Source organism: Shewanella sp. Scap07, from assembly GCF_013394145.1.
In the GTDB taxonomy this organism is placed as follows: Bacteria; Pseudomonadota; Gammaproteobacteria; order Enterobacterales; family Shewanellaceae; genus Shewanella; species Shewanella waksmanii.
The window spans coordinates 4,733,877-4,759,347 of record NZ_CP041329.1; the positions used below are offsets into that span (position 1 = coordinate 4,733,877).

Below are 25,471 nucleotides of genomic sequence, written 5' to 3' on the forward strand. Positions count from 1 at the left end.
CCAGCAATAAAGACCAAGACAATACACTGTTTTAATTGAATTTATTTTATAGAAAACATCAGAAGGTGGAATGAGATGTAAGATTAGGTCTAAACTAATTTTAATAAAATTTGATCTAGATCGATTTTTATTGACGATTTTGTCAGTACTGTATTTAGGCAGTCCAAACAAACACAAATACTTGTAAGGAAACCTCAATGTCAGCACTTAAAATTGGTGAAATATCTAAGCCTCGATTTGAATTTCGTACCTTTGGTCAAGACTTTAGCGCCGCAGCAGAGCGTATGGCACGCTTGTCTAATCCGGTTCCAGAAAAAGTTTGGCATCGCGAAAGCGATGAAATCTATATCATGTCGCGTACCAATGATCTCAATAACACCAAAATTCGCGATGGCAAGATGGATGTGAAATCTTATGTACAAACCGTAGATGGACTTGAGCAATGGGATCCAAAGCTCAAAGCCGAGTTCCCCATTAGCCGAGCCCAGCTGGTTGAAGAGATTTTTCCTGCCTTCATGGTCGAACTTCCTGAACTGACTCAAAACCAATACAGCTTTGACGAGTTCATCGCCATTATTGATGCCCATGCGGATTTGCAAGCGGTGAAAATTCACAAGCAACGCTTTGGCTATATGGTTAACGACACCATTTGTGAAGTGGCCAATGTGCTGGTTAATGGTGCCAAGATTGTCAGCATTAACAGCGAATCTACTGAGCTAGAAGATATTCAAAAAACCATTAAGGATGTGCAGCTAGAAGGCGTAGAAAACATCAACTATTTACAAGCTATTAAACGTGTTATCGGTATGAAAAACCTGCCGCTAGCAAACTAAATATAGGAGAACAGCGCAATGGCTCAAGAGATTGAACGTAAGTACCTAGTCAAAAACGATGACTTCAAACATCAAGCTGCTCGCGCTGTACGTATTGTACAGGGCTACCTAAGCAGCGTACCCGAGCGCACAGTCAGAGTACGCATAAAAGGTGAAAAAGGCTTCCTAACCATCAAAGGAATCGGCAATGAATCTGGTGCTTCGCGCTATGAGTGGGAGCAAGAGATCCCTGTTGAAGAAGCCAAAGCATTACTGGCCATCTGCGAACCTGGAGTCATTGATAAAACACGTTACCTGGTTGAGCATCTTAACCACATATTTGAAGTCGATGAGTTTTATCAAAGTAATCAGGGCTTAGTTGTCGCTGAAGTGGAGTTAACTAGCGAAGATCAAGTGGTCAATAAACCCTCTTGGTTGGCGCAAGAAGTGACTGGAGATGCACGTTACTATAACTCCATGCTGATGAAGCAACCCTACAGCACCTGGCAATAGCCCATGACAGTGTCGCTATTTAAAGCTGACCAGTACCACCTTAACGTGCGCGCCGAATTTCCGGCCCACGTTAAGCGCGCCCAGCTTAAGGTTCACTTTTTTCTTCCCTCGCAATTGGCCGAAAATAGCGACATTGCCAACCCCAGTAGCTTCTATCAAAATCTATCGCAGAAGCAAGTGATTAGGTTTGATGAAACCGCCAGTGTGGATTCAGTGCAGCGTGCACTATTCACTTTAAAACATACGGCATATGCACAAGCCCGGACCAATCAACGCCGCTACCGGCTAGCACTGTCTCACTTTGTCACCGACATCCGTCAGTTACTTAACGGTGCCGATGAGCCACTACTATTACAACTGAATGACGCGATCGAGCAATGTTGTGCAATTCATGACAACGAGCAACATCTTGGACAAGCACGACTATATAAACTCGCGCGCCACCAGCTCACCTATGATTTGCACCAGTCGCTGCTGGCACTATTGCGCCAGCAAAACTCAACAGATACGCCTAGGCTAAGCCGATTACTCGAGCGCAATATTGCCTTAGCAAAGCAGCATAAATTTAAGCTGCATGATGATAGTGAAGAGGGCCAAGAGCGTTTACTGAATAAGCTCCATCTCGGCCGAAAAGTGATAAATACGCCGTATAAAGTCAAGCGTAAGAAACTCAAAAACGGCCAATATGCTGAGCAGCTGATTTTTGGTGTAGCGGCTGCGCTAGCGATGGCATTCGCAACCGCAGTGGCATTTTTCACCCAGCAAGCATTTGGCAATTTCTCTACACCGTTCTTTTTCTCTTTGGTTATCTCCTACATCCTCAAGGATCGAATTAAAGAGCTTGGGCGGCAATATTTAATGCAAGTATTTTCTTCTCGTTATTTTCAACACCAGTCACGCTACTATCAAGGCAGTCGTCAGGTAGAAATTGCTGCCACCACTGAGAGTTTTTTCAGCCAATCACAACAGCATTTACCCAAGCAAATTCAGTCGATATTAAATCGCCGACCGGGACAAGAGACGTCCCAGGATAGTCGTCATTGGATCTACCAACGACGTTACAATTTTAACACCGAGAAACAACGAAAAAGCAAAGAAAAGTTTATAGATGAACTGACAATTAACTTAAGTAAGACTTTGCGTTCATTGCCGAAAATCCTCAGCAATCATCACTACCAGCAAGGGCAAAACATTCGCCTAGCGACGGTACACAAAGTCCATACAATTCACCTGTTGATCAGCGTAGATTTAGGCGATGGCTTGACCTATAGTCAGCACCGAATCGTCACTAGCAGAAAAGGGGTTCACGGTATATACAAGATCAAAATCAATAACTTATAGCCGCAACCAGTGTTGACCAACTCACTTTTACTACGCATAAACTCCCTTGTGATTGGGCGTCGCCTCCCCACGCCTTAAAGTAAATCTCTCAACTTATACTGAACTATATCACTGCTAAAAAACCATCATTACTCGCAAAAATAAAATAAAAACATTTTGTACGATTAAGTTGAAATTAATAGACATGGATCAAGTTTTTCTTACCGCGATCTGCTTACTATTAGTTCATCAGGAAACAGCAGATTTCTTACACCGCGTTAACATCTAGAATAAGATATTAAGGATATGCATTATGGTGAACAAAAATGGTTTTTCTCGGTCTCGCATTGCCGTTGCAATCTCAACCTCACTACTGTGTTTTTCATCAGCCGCGATGGCGACTGAAGCAGATAAAATCACTGAGCTAGAGGAGCGCCTAAACGCGCTAGAAATTGAGCTCATAGAAGCAAAAGATGCTGCCAACGCTAGCGATAGAGTCAAATTTGAAACCGGTGACCCGTCACCAGAGTTAATGTCCAAAGATGGCCAATCAACCATGCAGTTTACGGGGCGTATTCAGCTCGACTATGTTAACGCCGATCCTTTCTATACCGGCAACAAACTGGAATACCAAGAGGGCATTAATGAAGTCAGCTTCCGTCGTGTTCGGTTTGGGGTAGAAGGGTATTTCTCCAATGTATGGAAATACTCGCTGGAATTTGATTTTGATGGCGTGTCAGAAGTTGAAGTTAAAGATGCCAACGTCAATTACCGTGGGTTTGATAACAGCGAAATTAAACTCGGTTTCCAGAAGTTTGGTTTTGGCCTTGAGGCCACAGGCAGTTCAGCCCATTTAGCATTTTTGGAACGCGCCAGTACCGATACCTTCTCACCTGAGCGTGCAGTTGGTGCTTCTTGGTTATACTACGGCGACGGCTATAATTTTAGCACTGGCTACGGTGTGACAGCCTTGGTGAATGATGATGACCTCAATGAAAAGCAAGACGTATTTAATGCCCGATTTACCATGGCACCCATCAACAACAGTGACCACCTATTGCACATAGGCGCCAGCGCACTGTACACCAAAAACAATAGCAATATGGAAGAGACCCGTTACCGCGCTCGACCAAATACCAAAGCCACGGGTCGTTTGATTGATACGGGTAAATTCAATACCCAATCAACCCAGCATTATGGTTTGGAAGCAGCATACCAACATCGTAGCTTACTGATGCAAGCCGAATACATGCTAGCAAAAACCGATGATCTGTACATTAAGGGCGATAACATGGGCAGCGCGACCTTTAACAGTGGCTATGCACAAGCGGTTTATACCTTAACAGGAGAGAGCTGGCGCTACGGCGATAAGAAAGGCACCTTTAAAACGGTTAAACCTGAAAACGCACTATCAAAAGGTGGTTATGGTGCCTGGGAAATTGCCGCGCGAGTCGACTACGCTGATTTCAATGATACCGATGCCAACATCTATGGCGGCAAGAAAACCGACTATGTTATTGGCGTTAACTGGTATATCGAAAACAACTTAAAAGCGCAGTTTAACTACGTGCATACCAAAGCCGATTATGAACAGGGGTTCGAGCATCATAGCGACCCCGACCTGATGTTGTATGAGCAAGACGGCAACATATTCCAAGCCCGCTTACAGTACGCATTCTAAAAGGAGCCAAGCAGATGAGAAACAATCTATTTCTAATCGGTCTGGTCAATTTATGCCTAAGTTCAAGCGCTTATGCGTTATCACCAGAGCAATTTACTTCGTTGGAGTATCACGTCAATACTGGGGTAGGTAAAACATTACCCTATGGCGCGAATAAGCTCAGTAACGACTTCAAACAAGCTTTTGACTTCATCACGTTTGACGATGATATCTCGGTTAAATTAGTGACTTATATTGATACTCCTAACCGCGCTTTTAAAGCCAAAGATATCAATATTCGAGTGAGAGAGCATGTCACTAAACCGCGCAAGAGCAAAATTACCGTCAAACTCCGCGCTGAAGACCCGCAAGGTTTTGGTGATGTGAGCCAGTACCGTAAAGCGGAAATCGATTTTACCAATGGTAAGGCGGCTTACAGCGTCAGCTACGATATTCCCTACTCACCTGGCGATATTAACGTCAAAGATGTTGATTATGAGCAAGTGTTTAATATCTTGAAAAAAGATAAAGCAATTTGGTCTATCGTCGGTGATATCTATCAAGCCAACCAACAAGATCTTGCACAAACCATTGTTATGCGTACCCATGGTTGGGAGGGTGCACTTAAGGATCGTCGCTTTGATGATTTGGAAATAGACTTTCAACTTTGGACGCCCTACTACCGACAACCGCGTATCACGTTTACTGAGTTTTCATTTAAAGGCAGCTTAAAGAATCAGGACAGACTCGAACAAGCTTATGAGCATTTATTTGAACAGGTCAACGCCGTCAATCTAGGACAGGGCCATCAAGGCTCTAAAACTAAAGCGACGTTTGAAATGAGTAACGCCTTCAAGTAGTACTGCGCGACCACTGCAGGCTCGCTAGTCCCTGCTCCCGTCTAGCGAGACTGCCACCTCAAAAAATCCCTACTTCCCTCACGACAAGGAGATGCCATGTTTGGCTTTTCTCGGCTCACTACGCTGCTTTCTCAATCCCAATCGACCGAAACCAAGGTCTATCTGTTCTTAGATCAAGTCACTTTATCGCATCATAAATCGGTAGAAATGTGGACTAGTTACTTAAACTACGGCCCACAAAGCGACGCCTTTGCCCAAGCACTAAAAGAACTGCAAGAGATTGAACATCAAGCGGATTTACTTAAACGCGAAATCGAACAAACCCTGTATCGAAAAACCTTGATCCCCGATCTACGCTCCGACGTGGCTTCACTTATCGATCTGACCGATCGATTAATCAACCGCCAAGAGACTATTGGCCTGCATCTTAAAATTGAGCAACCATTGATTCCCCAGCCTGTAGGCCAAGAGCTGCTGGCTTTACTCGATATTGTTGGTGCAACCATCGACCATACATTGCTGTGCGCTAAAAGTTTTTTTACCGACTTGCAGCGAGTACAGGAGTATCACACCAAAGTCATCGCTTTTGAGAGTCAAGCCGACAAGCAGTGCACCCGCACCAAAGTGATGTTATTCGATACCGACATGCCACTCGTGAATAAAATCCAACTGCGCTATTTTTGCGACCGCTTAGACCAAGTCGCCAACTTGGCCGAAGATATCAGTGACCGCATTGCCATCTTCACCCTCAAACGTGTGCAGTAAGGGGCGACAATATGGATATTGCGATTTGGGTCTTTCTCTCTAGCGGCTTATTTCTCGGCTGGTCACTAGGCGCTAATGACGCTGCCAACGTTTTCGGTACTGCTGTAGGTTCGAAAATGGTCAAGTTTTCCACCGCGGCCCTCATCTGTTCGGTGATGGTGATTCTAGGCGCGGTGATCAGTGGCGCTGGGGCATCACACACCTTAGGCGCGCTAGGAAAAGTCTCTGCCATAGGCGGTGCATTTACCGTGGCATTATCTGCCGCTACCACGGTTTATTTTATGACTAAATCCGGCCTGCCGGTCTCTACAGGCCAAGCGATTGTGGGCGCTATCATCGGTTGGAACCTGTTTAGCGGTATGCCTACAGATTCAGAAGTGCTGACTAAAATCCTCAGCACTTGGGTGCTGTGCCCTATTTTAGCGGCCATTACCGCGGTGTTACTGTTCAAGCTTGTGAGTACCAGTATCGCGCGATTGCGCCCAGGGTTGTTCCAACTGGATAAATGGACCCGCATTGGATTAATCCTTGCTGGTGCGTTTGGTTCTTACAGTTTGGGGGCTAATAATATTGCTAACGTAATGGGTGTATTTGTACTCAGCGCCCCCATTGATCCAATGGATCTGTTTGGGCTGACATTAACCCCGGCCATGCAGCTGTTCTTCATTGGCGCCATCGCCATTAGCATCGGCGTATTTACCTACTCTAAAAAAGTGATGTTAACCGTAGGCGATAACCTCATCGCCATGACGCCTGTTACCGCTTGGGTGGTAGTGATGGCTCATTCAATTGTGCTGTTTATCTTCTCATCTCAAAGCCTATCCAATGCCTTTGTTAGCTTAGGTTTACCCGCAATCCCGCTGGTGCCGGTATCGAGTTCACAGGCGGTAATTGGCGCGGTGGTCGGTATCGCATTATTGAAAAAGTTGCCGGTACAGTGGCGAGTATTGGGGCGGATTCTTATCGGTTGGGTCATCACACCAATTATGTCCGCTATTGCCTGCTTTATTGGCTTGTTCATCATCCAAAACCTGTTTAAGCAAGTGGTCATTTAACGCCACTGTGATCTGCTCTTTGCCAACAAAGGTGCGCTATGAAGCTACGTCATCGATTTAATGCCTTACTGATCCCCTTAGTCACATTGGCACTCGTTAGCATTGCCTATGTGTGTATCAGCCTAAGTTTAACCATGATGCAAACAGCATCATCGAGTGCCATGCAAACCAGTGCAGCATTGCTCCGTGACAATATCAGTAGTTGGGTGAACAACCACCAGCACACCTTAGCAGCACTGGCAGAGAGTCCATTTGTGCGCTTAGCGGCAAAAGATCAGGCTTGGCAGACCAAGCTATCGGCTCACTTAGCGGCCACAGCCCAACACAATGGCGCCAGAAACATCGCGTTATTGGACAGTCAACAACGGGTGATTGCCGCCAGTAATCCACAACGTATCGGTAAAAACTATCAAACCATGCCCTATGTCACGCAGGCGCTGAACAGTAAGCAACTGGTTATTTCTGAACCTGTGCATAGCCGAGTTGATGGCAAGTTATTGGTCACTTTTGCCCAACAGGTTTCCCGCGACAATATCTTATTCATGAGCCTACCACTGGACAATTTTTACAACGAGTATGTCGACTTGAGCCAAACTCAGCCCCAAAGCAGCAGTTTTGTGCTGTCGAGTCGTTGCCAATTGGTCGCACACCCGCAGCCAACGCTAGCGAACGAACAACTTGATTTAGATAGCTTATGTCATTTGTCTGAACAAACGGTGCAGTTTAACCAAGCGCAACTTCACTATCGCGGCTGGGTGGTCAAAGAGCCAACTAGCGGCTGGTCAATTATCAGCGCCGTAGATACCCAAGTGTTAATTGCCAATGAGCGCAAGTTGATACTTGTTAGCTCGGCTGTGGCTGCTGTTGCCATCATCATTGTGGCACTGCTAATTGTTAAACTGGTGAATGTCGTCACCCGAGGTTTGAGTACCGTTTCCAGCGCCGTGGCTCACCTTGCAGAAGGGGATATTCAGCTCAGTCAGCTAAATCAAACGGCTTGGCACAAGCTATTGCAACGCCAAGATGAGCTTGGGCATATTGCCCATGCGGTGGCGCATTTGGTGCAAGTACAAAAGCAACAGATTGCCACGGCAGAGAAAATTGCCCACGGCGATCTCGCCTTTGAGGTGCAATTGGCCGGCGAGCGAGACGCACTGGGGCTAGCGCTACAAAAAATGCTGCTGAATTTGTCCCATCTAGTACGGTCGGTGCAGCAGTGTACCCAAGCAATTGAACAGAATAGTCATGATCTTAACAACGGCAGTCTAGATCTGGCTCAAGGTGCAACCGAACAGCTCGATTTGGTCACCGCCATGAGCTCTGCACTACATGAAATTGATAGCCAGACTAAAATCACCGCCACGGCTTCAACCGATATCAATGTACAAGGTCAACACAGCTTAACGCAGGCCAGCCAGAGCCATCAGCAGATGCAGCAGCTGTCTTTAGCCTTAGCGCAGATGCGAACTTCTGGCGATGAGATTGCCCATATCATGAGTGAAATCACCAATATTGCCGATCAAACCAACTTAATTGCACTGAACGCGGCCATTGAAGCGGCCCGAGCGGGCGAACATGGACGAGGGTTTGCCGTCGTTGCCGATGAAGTGCGGCAGCTTGCTAATCGCACGGCTACCGCAGCCTCAAAAACCACGCTATTGGTTAACGCATCCATCACGCAGATGGCCGACGGCAACGATATTGCCGCACAAACCGAGCTGGCATTTGAGGGGATTGTGGCACAAATGGATCAAGCCACTTCACATTTGGCATCGATTGCCTCTGGCTGTCATGAACAAGCTCAGGCCACCTATGAACTCACGCGAAGTTTGGCACAAATAGAAGATGCCAGCGGTCAAGTTGCCAGTATCTCACAGCAAGTGGCGCAGGGCGCCGCTCAGCTTAGTGAGCTGACTAATCAGCTAAGCACTGATTGCAATAAATTTCACCTAACGCCGACTAACACTTAGGCCGCTTTGCTACCCTGCAGTTGTTGCAGCCATTGGCTAAAGTGGGCTTTGGTGGGAATGCGCTTATCTGAGTGACCCAGTAAGTGAGTAATGGCGTAGCAGTATTGATGATATAACTGCGGATCATCTGCTGACTTGTTGTCGTCATCACAGTTAATGATCGCGCCACGCAAGTATTGAGAGACGAGCTCGTGGCGATCAAAGCCTTCTACCAAGCCTATCTCGGCAATGGTCGCTGCTAGCCACTGTTTGTATTGCTGGTAGTGATGGTTGAATTGGTCTCGGTAGTAATCACCTGCTGCATTGAGGATATCTTCATTGGGCATCACCCGCTGAATCACAAACTTCTGCTGCGATAGAACATGATGCAGACGCCAGCAATGGTGATATAAAAAGCGTAAAAATGGATTGCTATAATGCTGTTCATCCAACTGCGCTTGGGCCAAACACATTTGCAAATCATCTACCGCTACTGCAACGATTAGATCGGCCTCACTGGGAAAATGATTATAGATAGTACCTTTAGAAATTTGGCTGGCTTTAACCAAATGTGAGCGACATAAATCAAACGATTTATGGCCTTTGAGGCAACGTTGAGCAACCTCAACTAAATATTGTCCACGCTGTTCCCAGTTACTCATATCGACCCCGTCACACTTTGTTAAATGGCATGAACATTCAGTTCACAATACCAATATAGCAAGCTTTGCGACTACCCCATATTGAGTAATACTGATACCACTATCAATAAACTCAATAGCACTATGTTAAAGATAGAACTACTTGAAAGTTTCATCGCTGTGGCAGAATGCGGCAACCTCTCTAAAGCCGCTGAACAAGTGTGTCGCACCCAATCAGCATTGAGTTTGCAAATCAAGAAATTGGAAGAATCTGTGGGCCAAACCCTACTGGTTCGAGACAACAAAGGCGTGCAGTTGACCGAATCAGGTACAACACTACTCAACTACGCTTATAAAATGATGCAATTGAGTTCTCAAGCGCTTGATGACATCAAAGATTGTCAAAATCGAGAAGTGATTCGCCTAGGTGTTCCCACTGACTACATCAAACGCTATTTAAGTAGCTGTTTATTGGAGTTCATTCGTGAATTTACTTGTATTGAACTGGTGATCGATACCGATGTCAGTGGCAACTTATACAAGCGCCTACAACAAGGTGAGTTTGATCTGATAGTGGCAACTCACTGGCAACCGCCAGCCCACGGAGAGCTATTGTTTGAGCGCAAATTCCATTGGGTCTCGGCAAAAAATGGTCTGGCCCATACTCGTGATACCATCCCGATGGCGCTATACCCTGAAAACTGCCCGATCCGCGCGCAAGTTTTTGCTAACCATCAGATTTCTATGCGACCCATCAATGTATTACTGTCGACCCCATCGCCGCAGGCTTTGTGCATGGCGGTTGAAAACGACTTAGTCGTAGCACCTATCGCAGAGTTTCGCATCACAGACGCGATGGAAATCCTCGACCCTATGGAGCATGGCCTACCCTGTTTGCCGACATTTAATGAGTCACTTTATCTCAACCCTGAGACCCAAACAGATGCTACCATGCAGCTGATTTCATTGATAAAGGCAAACGTACTGGAATTAGCTGAAGTCCCTTAGCACAAGCTGTGGTTTGGTTACACCTACCTACAAAAACGCCAACCTTATCGGTTGGCGTTTTGTTGTTGATTACGTCAATGGCTAACCATTAGAAGTAATATTGCATGTTGATGTTGAAACGATAATTCCAGTCGTCATTTGCTTGCGTTAGACCTAAGTTGTTTCCTCCTAACCACAAGACATTTTTAGCGCTATACAGGTCAACATAGACAAAGAATTGTCCATAACCTACCGAGACACCTGTCGTGTTTAGTATTGAGTCATCAAACTCGTCCACCTCAGGCTGCACCATGCTAAAGTCATTATATAAGGTATAACTGCCCCAGCTAGTCGCAATAGTTTTAGATAAGTTGGCCGTATAAATATTGCCTTTGCTCGCCACTTCATAAAAGCCACCTAGCATGCCCATACCGATTTTGTTTGGATCAATTTGGCCATCATCATACTGATCAAAATCAAACGCCAAATACTGCGCCTGCAACCCCCAACCTGCGTAGTTCATATCAACATGCAGTGCATAGTTGAACATATCGCCGTTTTCACCAAATTCATCATTGTACAACTGGCCATATTCGACTGAAGCACCAACAACGGTGGTCAGTTCACCACTATTGAAAGTGAAGCTTTGACGACCCGCCAACATATTGGTCTGTTCATTGTTATAGGTCGTGTCGCCAATCGTGCCCTTTGCAACAGTCCCTGCAAAATCGCGATGGTCGGTTCCGCCATAAACGGCATTTTTGATAAACGCCAACTCGGTGGTCGACGCCCCATTCTCATAGGCCATTCCTAAACCCAGCCCAAAATCATCTTCAAAACCTAAATAGTAATTAAGGCTGTACCACCAGTTGTGTGATGCATAATTTTTATTACCAAATGGTTTACTAATTGCCCCGATATCAAACGTGATCTCATCACTATAATTCCAAAATGCGTAGCCATATTTTAAATGATCATAGCCATCATAAAAACGATATTCTGCCGCCACACCAAAATCATCCCAACTATGGTTAATTTTAATGCCAAGCATATTGAAATCTAAATCACCACCTTTATCTTTAGATGCATCAGAATATTCTTTATAACTATAATTAGCGCGTAGAGAACCACTAACCACCGAATCATCAGCAAATGCTGACACACTATTAATACCCACCACCAATGCCACCATAGACATGGCAAAATTACGTTTACTCATCAAAACCTCTAATTAATTATTAAGCGTTAGAATATTTATTAAAAGACCGAACTAAAATTGATAGATCCCGTTCCTTGGCGTTGGTGGCAGGGGGAGCGCCCACCACCAATACCTATTGGCAACTACCATTTCAACTTCGTTAAATCACACTGAATTATTTCGCCGCGTTTGGCTGGGGTGCCGGGATTTTTAGCTGATTCACACAACAACGTAGTACCGTAATCATTGCGGGTATCATGGGCATTACTGCGCGCCCATACAGAGACAATAGCGCGCTCTTCTGGCTTAGCTTCACAGCTACCATCGATGTCAAAACCATGGATGGTGTTTTGGTGGAAGTACAACAGCGCATCTTGATTGGCACTACCTGATAACCACATGGTTTGCGAGTTATGCTGACCTTCGTCAAACTGAACTCGACGCATGCTGTCGGTCTCTTTTACGGTATTAACCAATGGCGAATCTTCGCGAATTGCCATAGTTTGGAATTGATTGGCACAAGCGGGCTCACGCATGTTGTAGTACATTTCTGAAATGGCATGATTGTGGAATGGATACAGAGTATTAACTGACTGTACTGTCATACCCACTTCAGCACCGACTTTCTCTCCATTAATGGTATCAATTCGCAATAACCCCCAATGGCCAAAAATTTCAGCATAGGCATAACCACCGCGGATATTATTGAAATTTTTGTCATTGCGTTTGCTCTCTTCGGCATACATAGGGAACCAACCGGCCGCCGCCCATAAATTAGGAAGAGATTTGGCGCTAATGTCATAGGGGAAAACCGCTGGCATTTTAACTTCATCGCCAGTCACCATTTTGTAGAAGTTTTTGGTGAATGAATGACCTAGTTTTTTAACGTCTTTGTTAGTGACTTTAGTGTCAAAAAACTCTTTAAAGGTTGTGCGTTTAAAGTGCTGTGCAACAGGAGAATTTTTAGTAAGTTCACCACCTGGGTTGTAAATCCAATTCACATCCTCTCTGACGCCAAAACACCGTTTTGCTTCATCCGGATTGTTGAGTACTTGATGAATATTTTTCACCATTAACTTCATATCACGACGATCCATCACACACATTTTCTGACCACCATTGGTAGTATCAAACATCGCCGTATCAGAGTTGAGGCAATCACCGGCACTGTCATTAGTCAATGCCGTTGCATAAGCTTGCAAATAGCTCAGCGTTTCCTGCCAAAGTATGTCTATGTACTTTTGATCTTTTTGAGAATAACTAGGCGACTCACCCAAACAAACAAACTGCGCACTATCAATATCATTGACGTCAAGATAATCAGGAATATCAGCAGCCACTGCACCGCTTGATAGTAATAAAGAACCAAACAAAATATTAAACTTCATACATCACCACTTATATTTATTAATTAATCAACACCCCTTTTCGACATCAATAGTAATATTGGAATCAATTCCAAAAATTTAACCAAAGCAAAGTAACCAATTAACATTGTTAACCCAGTCACACTTACATAATAAAAACATTTATAGGTCAAAACGTTAATAAACCAGATATTAATTTAGATAAAAGCTGGCAAATTGAAAGATAAAATAAAACATAACCACCAACAAAATAATTTCCTATCAAAATATAAAAAGTAAAAATAACCACACAAAAAAATTAAAATTAACCGGCGGCTATTTAGTTATATTTACAACGAAAAAAAGCCGCCCAAACGGGCGGCTTTTAGATGCAAGGAAATATAGAGATGAGTGAAGGTATTTGAGTTCTATTTACTCTTTATGTTTATCAAACTTAAATGTATGACAGTTGCTGCACATCGGCTGCTTAGATTCATGCTCACCGTGACACTCTTGGCAAGGCAGCTCTTTGCCATAGTGCAAGTTATTATGTGGATTTTGCCACTTGTCTTCTTCACTACGTGCCGTTTGTTTGGCTAACTCATCAACATCGTGACACTGCAAGCAAGCCTGATCAGAAGGGAACTGCTTGATACCGTTGTCGTGACAAGCTTTACAGTCTTTGCCAATAACATCTTTGTGGTGGTCGCGAATTTCTACCGCTTGGGCTGATAGGCTCACTAAACCGGTCAGGACCAGTGCGAGTACAATATTCAGTGTTTTCATTATTGATTCCTCTTATTATTGGTCCAGTTAAGCCTTCATCATTGAGCGAGCGGCTGTCATACCCATCACCATGCACTCAGGAATAGAGCAACTACCTAAACGACTCACACCATGGATACCACCGCAAACCTCACCCGCTGCATAGAGCCCAGCGATTGACTGACCTGTGAAGCTATCTTTTACTTCGGCCTTAGTGTTGATCTGTACACCGCCTTGGCAGTAGTGCACTTTTGGCCATAGGCGAACCACAGTAAAGGGCGCTTCAATGTACTTGCCAGCGGCTTTAGTCATATTTTTGCCAAACTGTTTATCTTCACCAGATTTCACATAGCTGTTGTACTCTTCAATTTGCGCTTTTAGTGGCTTAAGTGGCACATCAAAGTGTTTAGCTAGTTCCTCGACGCTATCGAACTTCCAGCCCACGTTATACTTGATAACCTTCTTAGTATTTGGGTGTTTTTTCGAATCTTTGTAGCTAGTGATCAAAATTGGAGGTAATGCATTACCTTGCTCATCGCGACACGCTAACTCGGCATCAGCACGGGTTTTACGGTCGGCAATTTCATCCATAAAGCGTTTACCCGTTAAGCGGTTAATCGCCATTGAATGCGGGAAATTATAGATAGAGTAGTTAGACACATAGCCAAAACCACCTTCATCTGGTGATGCCCATGGACCTGACTGAATATGCGCTAAATGCACAGGAATCGCCCCTAAACGGAACATTTCATACATGCCTTCACCGGTCGCCCCTGGCGCATTGGTACAACCCACTTCAGATGTTAGAGTCGGGTCTTGTGCCATACGTAAGTCAACATTTTGTGCAAACCCACCGGTCGCCATAATCACGCCACGCTTGGCTTTTATTTTAAGTACTTCACCTGGCTGGTCTTCACCGAAGTGATAGTTTTGGCGCATTTTAACCCCAACCACTTCACCTTTTTCGCCAACAAGGAAGCCTTCAAACTTGCTACGGTTGTGTGTGTTAACGCCTAACTTACGACACATTTTTAGCAATGGCTGGGTAATCCCAGCGCCACAACTCACCGTGGTTTGATAAGTCCGTGCAACCGAGTGACCGCCTAATTGTTGCAGATAAGGGTGATACTCACTGCCGGCATCAAAGGTCATTTCTAACGCTTCAACAGCATGCTCCGCCACATGGCGTAATAACGCTTCATCGGCAATACCGCGACCCGCGGCAAGTTGATCCGCAACCATACGATCAACACTGTCCTTAACGCCTTCTTTTTTCTGCATAGGCGTACCCGGCGCAGCAAACAAGCCACCGTTAATCGCTGAGTTACCACCGAAATAAGACATCTTCTCGAAAATGTGCACATCTTTTGCGCCTTTTCGAGTCGCTTCGATTGCCGCGGCTAATCCCGCAAACCCTGAACCAATAATTAAGACTTCAACTTCTTTGTCCCATGTTACACCGTCAGCTTTCTCTGAAACTGCCATTGCTGGTGCGGCCATAGCAACACCTGCTGCAGCTCCCATACCTTTAATGAAATTACGGCGTCCAAGCAGATCTACATTGCTCATCTGTCATCACCCTTTTTAGTTTTAATTGACGCTGTCATCATAGAGCTGGAATCGGTTCCAAAATGGGAATAAAGGCACAATTGTGCTGTCCCTTGTTGCGGTAAATGTTAGAAATATGTTCGCGGTTATAATTTCTGCAGAAATGGTCAATGGCTAACAATTTGGAAGCCATTCCAAATTGATATCTGATGCAATAAGCCTAACAATAGGCTTGACGATAAACAGAGTGGATTAGCAATATGGAACTTGAAGAAGTTTACAGGCAAGACATTAGTCTTTTGATTGCATTGCAAATTTTAGTAGAAGAGCGCAGTGTAACGCAAACTGCAAAACGGCTTCATTTAAGTCAATCAGCCACCAGCAGAATTCTCAGTCGCTTGCGGGTGATGCTCAACGACCCATTATTTTCACGGGTAGGCCAACAACTGGTACCGACACAATTTGCCCTAGATTGTTATCAACAGTTACAAAACCCACTTGGTGAAATTATTGAAGTGCTCACACCACAAGCTTTTGTGCCACAGCAATGCCAGCAAAAGTTCACCATTGCGGCGACGGACTTTGCCATTCAAGCCTTATTACCATTTGTATTGGCAGACATCTATCGTCAAGCACCCAATATCAGCATCGAGATTGTGCCGGTGCAGCACCAAACTTTGTTATCACAGTTGAGTGTACAAGATGTCGATGTCGCCATTTGCCGGGCAATCGGCCCGACTGATAACCTGCACCACCATCCATTGGGCCTAGTGGGTGTCAGTTGTTTAGTGGCAACCGATCATCCATTGGCAAATGCCTGCATGAGTCTAAGTGATTACTTACATTACCCCCATGTGACCACTGCCATTAGTGATGGCGTAAAAGCCATTGTCGACGGGGCTATTGAGGCTTACCCACCAAGAAAAGAGTTACTGCGCACCCCGTATTTAGGCGGCGCACTGAACTTGATTGAACTGCAACCGGTCATTATCACCTTGCCCCAAGGGATGGCGCAACTTGCTGCTGAGCAGCATCAATTAGTGACCAAGCCGCTACCCTTTGCTATTGCACCATTGAACTACAGCTTATTTTGGCATTCCCGTGGACAATTAGATAAAGGACAGCAGTGGTTACGGCACACCTTAACCACTGCAATTACCAAACTATTAAATAATACCGCGGCGGAAACTACAGCTTAACCAAGACTCGGCCTGTCACTGCGCCTTTAACAATCTTTTGCGCGAACTCAGGCACCTGTGACAGTTCAATGGTGGTACTCGCTTGGTCATAGTAGACTTCTGGCAGCAATTCAACCACACGCTGCCACGCAGCTTGGCGTTTAGCAAATGGACAAGATACGGAGTCGACTCCTAGCAAATTTACCCCACGTAGAATGAATGGCATCACCGTGGTGGGTAAACCAAAGCCACCAGCTAAACCACAAATAGCAGCTGCGCCACCGTAATTCATCTGTGCTAAGGCGGTAGCGAGCACTTTGTCACCCACAGTATCAACTACGCCAGCCCAGCGCTGCTTTTCTAATGGCCGTGCATCGATAGCTAGTTCGCTGCGATCAATAACTGCATTGGCACCCAGCTGCTTAAGCCAATCGCCGTTTTCGGCAACTCGACCTGAGCTAGCCACCACTTTATAGCCTAACTTGGCTAACAGGGTTACCGCCACACTGCCCACCCCGCCGCTAGCACCGGTGACCAATATCTCACCATCTTCGGGCTTGATGCCGGCTTGCTGCAGCGCCTGTACACATAACATGGCTGTTAGACCTGCAGTGCCAATCGCCATGGCTTTTTTAGCATCACAACCAGCAGGCATAGGCACTAACCAGTCGGCTTTCACTCTGGCTTGCTGCGCCATACCACCCCAGTGGTTTTCACCCACCCCCCAACCAGTAAGAATGACACTGTCACCGGGTTGATAACGTGGATCAGCGGAAGATTTAACCACACCGGCAAAGTCGATACCTGGCACCATGGGGAACTGACGAATGATTTTGCCCAAACCGGTCACCGCCAATCCATCTTTATAGTTTAATGATGAATAGCTCACTTCAACCAAGACATCACCAGCTGGCAGTTGCTCTGTGCTCAGCTGCCCTACGTTGGCAATAGTTTGTTTATCTTCTTGGGTTAAAATTAATGCATCAAACATCATTGGCTCCTATGATTAACTAACTCAAGCAGCATAATCTAAATTTGATTATGATTGAAATGCATTGTTTGCATGTTGAACATGTGCACAATGCAACAGTTATCACTGCTCTCATTAGCGTCCAAGATTGAATCGCCCATCACCAGTAGATTTAGGTATAATGCCAACATTCACTTTTAGCAAAAGACTCATATGTTTCATATCGCCCTTTACGAGCCAGAGATAGCTCCCAATACCGGTAATATTATTCGCCTTTGCGCTAACAATGGTTGTCAGCTGCACTTAATCGAACCTTTAGGGTTTGATTTAGAAGAAAAGAAGTTGCGCCGAGCGGGATTAGATTATAGCGACCTGACCCGAGTGACTCGCCATAAAGATTTCGCCAGCTTTCTGCAGGCCATGCAAGGCAAACGAATTATGGCCTGTACGACAAAAGGCAGTCGGCCACATTCTGAATTGAAATTTGCCCAAGATGACGTGCTGCTCTTTGGCCCAGAAACCCGAGGGTTACCCGCTGATATTATCGAGTCACTGCCATTAGATCAGCGTATTCGCATCCCAATGGCGCAAAGCAGCCGGTCGTTAAATCTATCTAACGCAGTGGCGATTATCAGCTATGAGGCATGGCGACAAATCGACTATCGCGGCGCCTTGTAGGCTTAACATCAACCTCGCGCTATGGCCTTAACTTTTTTGAGGTTAAGGCTTGGCCTGTTGCAAGCTGATGCCACGGAAGAGTTGGTACTGATCGCTATCGTCATCGAGGTACATGACACTTTGACGCCATAGCCACCCTTGGGCTTGCCTATCAAACCTAAGCTGAATCAGCGCCGGACGAGACAGACGCTGGCCTTCACCTAGCAAGGTATAGCTAGTCGCTTGTTGATACAGGGTAAAGCGCTGTTGTTTATCTTCATCTTCACCGGCATAAAAGGTTAATAGCACCTCATCGCCTTGCTGGCGAAACCACCAAGCTTCTGTGGCAGCGCTGGGATGCTTGGCACTAACATAGAGCATCAACTGTTGACCATCGGCGCTACACAACCCCTTGACCGAACTCGCCACCACCTCGCCTTGCGGCTGCGCAGAGTCACCTACCCAATATCCCTCTAGTGCTTGACATAATGAAGCCAGCTCAACCCGCTGGCTAGCGGTCGCGCTAAAGGAAACCAGCATGCCAATGTTCAGTAAGATAGCAACAAGTAGGTTGGGCATAGATGCAGCTCTTGTCAGGCGGTAACTGAGGTTAATTATTATCCTAGCGCTGACCTAGCAAAATGGCTAGCATAAAAAAGGCGCTCGATAAGAGCGCCTTTTCACATCAGTAAATCGACTAACAGCAATTACTTACCAAAGCCGACATCTTTAATTTCAACTTGCTGCACTTCCCCATATTGCTTAGCAACATCGGCAATTTTTGCAGCGTTGCCTATCAGCACGTACTGCAGGTTTTGCTGCGGAAAGTAATCCGCCACTAGACGCTGACTTTCGGCGATAGTCAAGCCATCCACCTGCGCTTGGAAGTTATTGATAAATTGATCGTCAAAACCATACAGGTACATATCGGCCAACAAGCCAGCCAATTGGGCACTGGTTTCAAACTTAGGTGGAAATTGCCCTTTAACGTAAGCTTTGGCTGAAGCCAATGTGGCTTCATCGATGCCTTTTTCCCACAACCTTGCATAGGTTTTCAGCGCTAAGTCCATTGCCTCTTTTGTGGTTTCGCTTTTAGTAAAGGTACTGATTTGAAACACACCGGCTTGAGAATAAGCGCGAAATCCAGAACGTGCCCCATAGGTGAGACCCGCATTAACCCTGAGCTCATCATTTAGCCAAGAAGTGAATCGTCCACCTAAGATAGTGTTGACGACTTGTAGACCAACATAATCGGGATTGCTGCGAGCAATACCCTTACCACCAATCATAAATGTGGTTTCAATCGCATCATCTTTGTTGACTAATAATACGCGGCTTGCAGTTAACGGGGCTAAACCGGTATCCAACGCGGGCGCTTGCAACTGTTCAGTGTTTTGCCACTGGCCGAAAAGTGACTGCAGTTGGCGCTTCATCGCTGCGACATCAAAATCACCCACTATCGAAAGCGCACTGTTGCTTGGTTGATAGTAGCTTTGATGGAATGCACGCAATTGCGAAATAGTTAACGATTGCAGCGCAACACTATCACCAGAGACGGCATTACCATAAGGATGCTCGCCAAACACCAGTTTATCAAAGTAACGTGAAATCACTCGACGTGGACTTTCCTTCGCTTGCGATAGCCCAGCAATTTGACGCTGACGTAATTTTTCAAACTCCGCCGCATTAAACTCTGGAGCGGTAAGGACATCACGCACTAACGGCAACATCACATCGAGATCTTTGGCCATAAAGTCACTGACGATATAGCTACCTTCTTTACCGGCATCGGCATCAATGGATGCCCCAAGGAAATCAACTGTCTGTTCGATATCGGTTTTGGTTTTACCATTGGCGCCGAGCAATAGTGCTTGAGCGGTCATGGCAGCAACGCCGGATGTGGTGTCTTTAACAGCACCGGCGCGCACAACCGCATTGACAGTGATCAGAGGCACTTCTCGTTGCGGCATTAAGTACACAGTTAAGCCGTTTTCAAGCTGATAGGTCTCATAACTTGGTACGGCAAAGCTACCGGTATCGACCACATCACTGGTTTGAGTGGCAGCGCAACCACCTAAAGTTAATGCAGCGCCTAAGCTGATAACTTGCGCGAGCTTGGATAATGGCGCTGAGGTTAATTTGGCAAATATCATTGGTCCGTCTCCTCGGTTGCAGCCAGTACACCAACAGTGCGGTTTGAGCGGCGTAAATAGGTTTGAGCTACCCGTTGTACATCGGCAACGGTGACCTTGTTATATTGCTCTGGCGCGTTAAATAGCTGAGCATAGCTGCCAAAGTACAGCTCATAGGTCCCCAACGTATTAGCCTTACCATTAATGGTTTCCATCGCCCGGTAAAAATCCATTAGTTTAATGTTCTTCACTTTATCTAACTCGTGCTGGCTCACCCCTTCTGTGGCGATACGATTGATTTCGGCAATCAGACCTTTCTCGAGTTCAACGGCGGTAATGCCAGGATTGGCTACGCCCATAATATAAAACAGGTTAGGGTCAAAACTCATTGGCATGTAGGTTTCTACATTCAACGCAACCTGCTTTTCCACCAAAGATTGATATAGGCGAGAGCTATTGCCTTCAGTAAGAATGGATGACAATAAATCCAACGCATAATAGTCGGCATTTGATGTCGCTGGTACGTGGTAGGCCAACATGACATTTGGCGTACTTACCGAAGCTTTATGCACAAACACGCGGCGCTCACCTTTTTGCAACGGCTCCACGGTTTTCACTTCTCTTGGTGGGGCCTGGGCAGGAATAGGCGCAAAATATTGATTAGCGAGTTTTTTAACTTGTGCTAATTTCACATCACCCGCAATAACGACTACTGCGTTGTTAGGGGCATAATAGGTTTTGTGGTATTGCACCAGATCGTCTAAGGTCCAAGCAGCAATATCTGACTCATGACCAATCACTGACCAGCTATAAGGATGGGCACGAAAAGCAGCGCCTTTGACCTCTTCTTGCAAGGTACGCCAGTTAGAGTTCTCTAGCCCGGTTGTTCGCTCTGAGGCCACCACGCCACGCTCGCTTTCCACCATACCCGGATCGATATCAAGATCGGCGATACGGTCAGCTTCTAAATCAAAAATAGTTTCAATGGCATTGGCGGGAAACCAATTGGTATAAACCGTGAGGTTTTCGGTGGTGTAAGCATTATTTGCTCCACCCGCCGCTTCCATAGTGCGGTCAAACATCTTAGGTCCATACTTTTTTGAGCCATTAAACATCATATGCTCGAAAAAATGAGAAATTCCGGTAATCCCGGGGACTTCATTACGTGAACCCACTTTCCAAAATAAGTACATGTTAGCATTAGGAATAGAAGCATCTTCTATCACCATAATCTTCATGCCATTGTCGAGCGTAAAGCTCTTAATATCTTCAACTTGTGTGGCCTTGGTTGTCAGCGATACTAATAGCATCGCAATCGACAGACAGACCGCCATCATTTTACACTTCATGTGTCGCCCCTTTTGGATGAGCAAAGTCATTTGAACTTGCAACTTAACTGATTAGCACTATCCCGCGCCAATCAAAACTTCACTATCAAAAGCTATCTGGCCACTAAGATCAAGCGCCGAACATTATTCAACGCTAGTTATTTGTAACTTAATACGTTTATTCGCTACTATTAAGCGTCAAGCCAAGAGATTTAAACGGCTAACAGCGCCCATCGCATTGACATATTAAGGAGAATCGTCAGTGGCTAGCCCCAGTGATAACGACCATGCTCACTTAGACAGTATTAGCTGCAACACCGAGGTCAACCTACAGGTGTTAACCCCCACGCAGGCCATTCGGCTTAAAACCCGCTTAATCGGCGTCGACAGTGGCAAAGCAGTGATATTAGCATTAGGTAAAGACCGCCAATGGCAACTGGCATCTGAGTTCATCACTCATGGTCAGGGCGTAGTGGTGCGCATCATCAATGCGGAAGACCCCGAGGCCAACATCGTTGCGTTTCGCAGTAAGATATTGAAGTTACTTAATAGCGCGGGGCAATGGCTCATTATCGATTACCCCAAACAACTGCAAAGTGTCGCCCTGCGTCAGCATTCGCGTATCCCGATCCGCGTTGAAGCAGCAATTTATTCCACTAGCAGCAATACTGACGTTACCGGTGACAATGTCAGCGTAAAACCACTATCACGCGGCCATTTAGAAGATATTTCGATTAAAGGTGGCGCCTACCTTGGGGAAGCTATTGCTGAAGCTTCTGCAGACGATGAATATCAATTACAGGTCAACATTGAGCACGCAATGGAAACCTTATACGTGCCAATTCAAATCAAAAATATTCAGCCCATTGAACAAGCTGGGCTATGCCAATATGGATTTTGTATCGCAGAATCCAGCGAAGATGCAGAACAGTTTGTCCAAAAGGTAATTCTTAGCCATCTGATGCAATAACTAAAATAGGCCGCTTAGCGGCCTATTTATTGTGAATACGGTGAGTTTAATCGATACTTAGCTAGGTTTAAACATTAACACCACGTCTTTATCAGCAAACTCAAGCCGCCAGCCCCGTTTTTCTGCCAACCACTTAAAGGTGTTATCACTATAGAAACGAATGTGGGTCAAATCATTTTTATAGTGCCAGCCGGCAAATGCCGCTTCATCTTTAGCCCGTTTGGTCATAATCGCAATAACCGAGCCACTCGCCATCACGCTATCCAGTTGTGCGATTAACTGCTTGGCATCAGCAACATGCTCAATCACCTCGGTCATGGTGATAAAATCATAACGGCGCGTGAGCAACTGCGGCTCATTAAAGTAGTACAGGTCATAATTGCTCATATTGATGCCCTGCTCTTTTGCCATTTCGCTAATCGTTGGCCCCGGGCCACAACCAAAATCCAACCCTTGCATACTGCCATCTATGTAGGCCAATAGCGGCTGCCAAGCTCGGCTTAAAAAGCGTCGATAGCCGAGGTCTGCGGCATCATTTTGATGTTGATCATAAATGGCTTTTTCCTGCTCGGCCGAAAGCAGATAATCATCGGGTACGCTAACCAAATCACACTGGCGACAACGTACATAGCGGCGAAACTTATCTTGATGAAAATTATCCAGTTGTTGGCTGTCACATAGGGGACAATACTTCAAAAAAACTCCAAAAATCGGCAACAAAGGCCTAAATTTATCATGACTTAGTTTGGCTTGGGGATTTTACGATCTTTTGCGGCTGCTTCTTTGGCTTCGCGTAAGTATCGCTGTTCACGACTTTCACGCTGATTGAACTGTGCATTGGCTTTAGCCTTTTGCTCAGCCTCCCAATCACCAGATGCTTGGCGCTCAAGCACCTGCTTTTCTCGATCTTGCGTCTGCTTGGCTGCTTCTTGAGCTTTGAGTAACTGTTGCTGCTCAGTTTTTGCTGCAATATCCTGCGCTTTTATGTAGGGCTTTTCTTTGGCCGAATTAGCCCAGCTACCCACGCTCACCACCAGCAAAGCCACTGTCCACGTTATACGGCTTAAGTTACTCATTTGTCGCTCCCTTTGACAAAAACTGCGCGTTATCATCCACGGTCTCCTTGGTAGAGGCCTGCCAATAGTCAACAAAATCTGCGGCACTCAGCGGTTTAGCAAAGAAGTAACCTTGCTGCAAACGCACCCCTTTACTCAACAGATCTGCTGATTGCGCGGCGGTTTCGACCCCTTCAGCAATGACTTGCAACTTTAACATATTGGCCAGTTGAATATTGGCATCTAATACTTGGGTTTTCTGCGGCGAATATAGCAAAGTATCCACAAATAGCTTATCAATTTTCATCACATCGATACTGAGCTCTTGTAAATATGACGAGCCACCATATCCGGTGCCCGCATCATCAAGCTCAACACATACGCCTAAATCTCGCATCGCCTTTAAATGTTTATTGGCACTCACTAAATCGTGTAACGGCAAACGCTCAGTTATTTCAACTGCTAACTGCATTGTTGGGAAACCTTGCGCCGCTAATCGCGTCAGTTCATCGGAAAAGTCGGGCAACTCCACGTGCTTAGGTACCAAATTGATACTGCAACGAAACGACTTTGACTGCGCTAAAATTGGCGCTAAATCGGTAGGCATACGGCGCAATATCTGCAGGGTGACCTCATTAATCAGGTCGCTCTCTTCCAACGTTTGAATAAAATACCCTGGTGGCTCAATACTGCCATCGCTCTTACGCCAACGTAATAGTGCTTCAGCCGCAACAACCCTACCGGTCTGCGCATCAACGATGGGTTGATAGTAAGCGATGAAATCACCTTGTTCGGCAGCAACTTGCAACTGATAACTCAATGAATTTCTTAATGTATGTAACAGTCGCAGTAAATAGTAAATTAACAAAACCAGCATGGCTGAAAGCGGAGCGGTGATCAGCAAGCTATGTTTAAACTTTGCCAGTAAATCGGTTTGGCTAATATAAGTCGTGGCATAAAGTGGATAGCTGCTACTCGACGCTTCTACCGTCATCGCCACCGTCTCAGGCAGCTGCCCAAATTTGAGCACTTCAACATGATTAGTCAGATTGAGTGACACCATTTTTTGCTGCGGATTGCGATTGTCGGTGTAAAAGGCAGTTTCACCCAGTGCCACACGCACGGCATTGACGCGATCATCACCGACCAAACCGATAAATAGATCGCGACGTTTCTGCCCCTGCCAATAATGACCTATTACCGCCAGCGGCTTTTTCTGCGCCTGCCCATCAAGAAACAAGTAGCGAGAAGGATCACGATCTTTATCTTCAATAACTAAATTGCCCACTACAGAGCAATAGGTCCACGGCGGCGCGTCAACATCGCGAATAAGGAACAAACCTGAGCCTAAGTGATTAAAGATAAATGATTCAAGCGCCTCACGACCTTGGACATCACACTGCTTGAAGTCTAAGGCATTGAGTTCAGCCAAACTGTGCTCGGCAATGCGCAGTTTATTATCAACAAAATGAAGTAATTTGCGCGCATCGGTCAGCGACTCACTGCGCAACGACCAAGCACTATAAAAATAAGCACTACTGAGTGCAAAGAGTGCAAAGACTAAGGTCAACAATACCCTCAGAGTGAAACGCCTCCGCCGCGATGACATCATAGCGCAGCACAATTTCGGCAGGGTCTACCCAGTCCATTGATTATGTGCATACTTGTCTCCCCCAAGAACAATTGGCTAATTAGTGCCATTCTAGCGGCAAATTGGTCTAAAGGTATTAATTAATTAGCGAATTATTCTTAACAGGCGCAA

24 protein-coding genes are annotated in these 25,471 nt (G+C 45.7%); 12 read left to right on the forward strand and 12 right to left on the reverse strand.

All coding sequences use genetic code 11. From position 1 onward, the window contains the following. Positions 1–197 precede the first annotated feature (197 nt). The 8 genes from FLM48_RS20870 (at position 198) to FLM48_RS20905 (ending at position 8,955) form a co-directional block, all read left to right on the forward strand. On the forward strand, positions 198–833 hold the full coding sequence (locus FLM48_RS20870; RefSeq protein ID WP_179025996.1) for a hypothetical protein: 636 nt from the start codon (positions 198–200) through the stop codon (positions 831–833). Positions 834–851: 18 nt separating this feature from the next. Then, positions 852–1,325, forward strand: a complete 474-nt coding sequence (locus FLM48_RS20875) for a CYTH domain-containing protein (RefSeq protein WP_028773602.1) — start codon at positions 852–854, stop codon at positions 1,323–1,325. Between the two features lie 3 nt (positions 1,326–1,328). Then, entirely contained in the window at positions 1,329–2,666 is a 1,338-nt protein-coding gene (locus FLM48_RS20880; RefSeq protein ID WP_179025997.1) for a hypothetical protein, read from the forward strand. Between the two features lie 292 nt (positions 2,667–2,958). Continuing rightward, a complete protein-coding gene (locus tag FLM48_RS20885; RefSeq protein WP_179025998.1) occupies positions 2,959–4,326 on the forward strand; it encodes an OprO/OprP family phosphate-selective porin in 1,368 nt (455 codons plus the stop codon). Positions 4,327–4,340: 14 nt separating this feature from the next. Further along, positions 4,341–5,165: a hypothetical protein gene (locus FLM48_RS20890; RefSeq protein ID WP_179025999.1), complete on the forward strand. Its 825-nt coding sequence runs from the start codon at positions 4,341–4,343 to the stop codon at positions 5,163–5,165. A 96-nt stretch (positions 5,166–5,261) separates the two neighbouring features. After that, on the forward strand, positions 5,262–5,930 hold the full coding sequence (locus FLM48_RS20895; protein WP_179026000.1) for a DUF47 domain-containing protein: 669 nt from the start codon (positions 5,262–5,264) through the stop codon (positions 5,928–5,930). An 11-nt stretch (positions 5,931–5,941) separates the two neighbouring features. Beyond that, positions 5,942–6,985 carry an inorganic phosphate transporter gene (locus FLM48_RS20900; protein ID WP_179026001.1) on the forward strand — a complete coding sequence of 348 codons (1,044 nt, stop codon included), beginning with the start codon at positions 5,942–5,944 and terminating at the stop codon, positions 6,983–6,985. Positions 6,986–7,023: 38 nt separating this feature from the next. Then, complete coding sequence (locus FLM48_RS20905; RefSeq protein ID WP_179026002.1) at positions 7,024–8,955, forward strand: methyl-accepting chemotaxis protein; 1,932 nt, start codon at positions 7,024–7,026, stop codon at positions 8,953–8,955. On the opposite strand, the gene FLM48_RS20910 is transcribed toward FLM48_RS20905, so the two are convergent. Beyond that, positions 8,952–9,596: a TetR/AcrR family transcriptional regulator gene (locus tag FLM48_RS20910; RefSeq protein WP_179026003.1), complete on the reverse strand. Its 645-nt coding sequence runs from the start codon at positions 9,594–9,596 to the stop codon at positions 8,952–8,954. The genes FLM48_RS20905 and FLM48_RS20910 overlap by 4 nt on opposite strands. A 123-nt stretch (positions 9,597–9,719) precedes the next feature. Between FLM48_RS20910 and FLM48_RS20915 the strand changes: the two genes are divergently transcribed. After that, positions 9,720–10,583, forward strand: coding sequence for a LysR family transcriptional regulator (locus FLM48_RS20915; protein WP_028773594.1), 864 nt, complete (start codon positions 9,720–9,722; stop codon positions 10,581–10,583). 88 nt (positions 10,584–10,671) lie between these two features. On the opposite strand, the gene FLM48_RS20920 is transcribed toward FLM48_RS20915, so the two are convergent. From FLM48_RS20920 to FLM48_RS20935, 4 genes are all read right to left on the reverse strand, one after another. Then, entirely contained in the window at positions 10,672–11,781 is a 1,110-nt protein-coding gene (locus tag FLM48_RS20920; RefSeq protein ID WP_037471093.1) for a hypothetical protein, read from the reverse strand. A 122-nt stretch (positions 11,782–11,903) separates the two neighbouring features. Further along, complete coding sequence (locus FLM48_RS20925; RefSeq protein WP_179026004.1) at positions 11,904–13,148, reverse strand: hypothetical protein; 1,245 nt, start codon at positions 13,146–13,148, stop codon at positions 11,904–11,906. A gap of 390 nt (positions 13,149–13,538) precedes the next feature. Beyond that, positions 13,539–13,892, reverse strand: a complete 354-nt coding sequence (locus tag FLM48_RS20930; protein WP_028773591.1) for a cytochrome c3 family protein — start codon at positions 13,890–13,892, stop codon at positions 13,539–13,541. A gap of 27 nt (positions 13,893–13,919) precedes the next feature. After that, on the reverse strand, positions 13,920–15,440 hold the full coding sequence (locus FLM48_RS20935; protein ID WP_028773590.1) for a flavocytochrome c: 1,521 nt from the start codon (positions 15,438–15,440) through the stop codon (positions 13,920–13,922). 239 nt (positions 15,441–15,679) lie between these two features. Between FLM48_RS20935 and FLM48_RS20940 the strand changes: the two genes are divergently transcribed. Continuing rightward, positions 15,680–16,618 (forward strand): LysR family transcriptional regulator, encoded by a 939-nt coding sequence (locus tag FLM48_RS20940; RefSeq protein ID WP_179026005.1) that lies wholly within the window; start codon positions 15,680–15,682, stop codon positions 16,616–16,618. On the opposite strand, the gene FLM48_RS20945 is transcribed toward FLM48_RS20940, so the two are convergent. Further along, positions 16,608–17,588 carry an MDR family oxidoreductase gene (locus FLM48_RS20945; protein WP_179026450.1) on the reverse strand — a complete coding sequence of 327 codons (981 nt, stop codon included), beginning with the start codon at positions 17,586–17,588 and terminating at the stop codon, positions 16,608–16,610. The genes FLM48_RS20940 and FLM48_RS20945 overlap by 11 nt on opposite strands. 192 nt (positions 17,589–17,780) lie before the next feature. Here FLM48_RS20945 and trmL point away from each other — a divergent pair, with 192 nt between their 5' ends. Then, positions 17,781–18,245, forward strand: a complete 465-nt coding sequence (trmL, locus tag FLM48_RS20950; protein ID WP_179026006.1) for a tRNA (uridine(34)/cytosine(34)/5-carboxymethylaminomethyluridine(34)-2'-O)-methyltransferase TrmL — start codon at positions 17,781–17,783, stop codon at positions 18,243–18,245. A 42-nt stretch (positions 18,246–18,287) separates the two neighbouring features. On the opposite strand, the gene FLM48_RS20955 is transcribed toward trmL, so the two are convergent. The 3 genes from FLM48_RS20955 to FLM48_RS20965 form a co-directional block, all read right to left on the reverse strand. Next, entirely contained in the window at positions 18,288–18,803 is a 516-nt protein-coding gene (locus FLM48_RS20955) for a hypothetical protein (RefSeq protein WP_028773586.1), read from the reverse strand. 128 nt (positions 18,804–18,931) lie between these two features. Continuing rightward, positions 18,932–20,377 carry a pitrilysin family protein gene (locus FLM48_RS20960; RefSeq protein ID WP_179026007.1) on the reverse strand — a complete coding sequence of 482 codons (1,446 nt, stop codon included), beginning with the start codon at positions 20,375–20,377 and terminating at the stop codon, positions 18,932–18,934. Further along, on the reverse strand, positions 20,374–21,693 hold the full coding sequence (locus tag FLM48_RS20965) for a M16 family metallopeptidase (RefSeq protein ID WP_372847489.1): 1,320 nt from the start codon (positions 21,691–21,693) through the stop codon (positions 20,374–20,376). The genes FLM48_RS20960 and FLM48_RS20965 overlap by 4 nt, the downstream gene beginning before the upstream one ends. Before the next feature lie 253 nt (positions 21,694–21,946). On the opposite strand from FLM48_RS20965, the gene FLM48_RS20970 reads away from it, so the two are divergent. Continuing rightward, complete coding sequence (locus tag FLM48_RS20970) at positions 21,947–22,654, forward strand: PilZ domain-containing protein (RefSeq protein ID WP_028773583.1); 708 nt, start codon at positions 21,947–21,949, stop codon at positions 22,652–22,654. Positions 22,655–22,711: 57 nt separating this feature from the next. On the opposite strand, the gene FLM48_RS20975 is transcribed toward FLM48_RS20970, so the two are convergent. The 3 genes from FLM48_RS20975 to FLM48_RS20985 are packed head-to-tail and all read right to left on the reverse strand — an operon-like array spanning position 22,712 to position 25,279. Further along, complete coding sequence (locus FLM48_RS20975) at positions 22,712–23,350, reverse strand: class I SAM-dependent methyltransferase (RefSeq protein WP_179026009.1); 639 nt, start codon at positions 23,348–23,350, stop codon at positions 22,712–22,714. A 44-nt stretch (positions 23,351–23,394) separates the two neighbouring features. Further along, positions 23,395–23,730, reverse strand: coding sequence for a hypothetical protein (locus FLM48_RS20980; RefSeq protein WP_028773581.1), 336 nt, complete (start codon positions 23,728–23,730; stop codon positions 23,395–23,397). Next, positions 23,723–25,279, reverse strand: a complete 1,557-nt coding sequence (locus FLM48_RS20985; protein ID WP_179026010.1) for an EAL domain-containing protein — start codon at positions 25,277–25,279, stop codon at positions 23,723–23,725. The genes FLM48_RS20980 and FLM48_RS20985 overlap by 8 nt, the downstream gene beginning before the upstream one ends. Between the last annotated feature and the right edge of the window lie 192 nt (positions 25,280–25,471).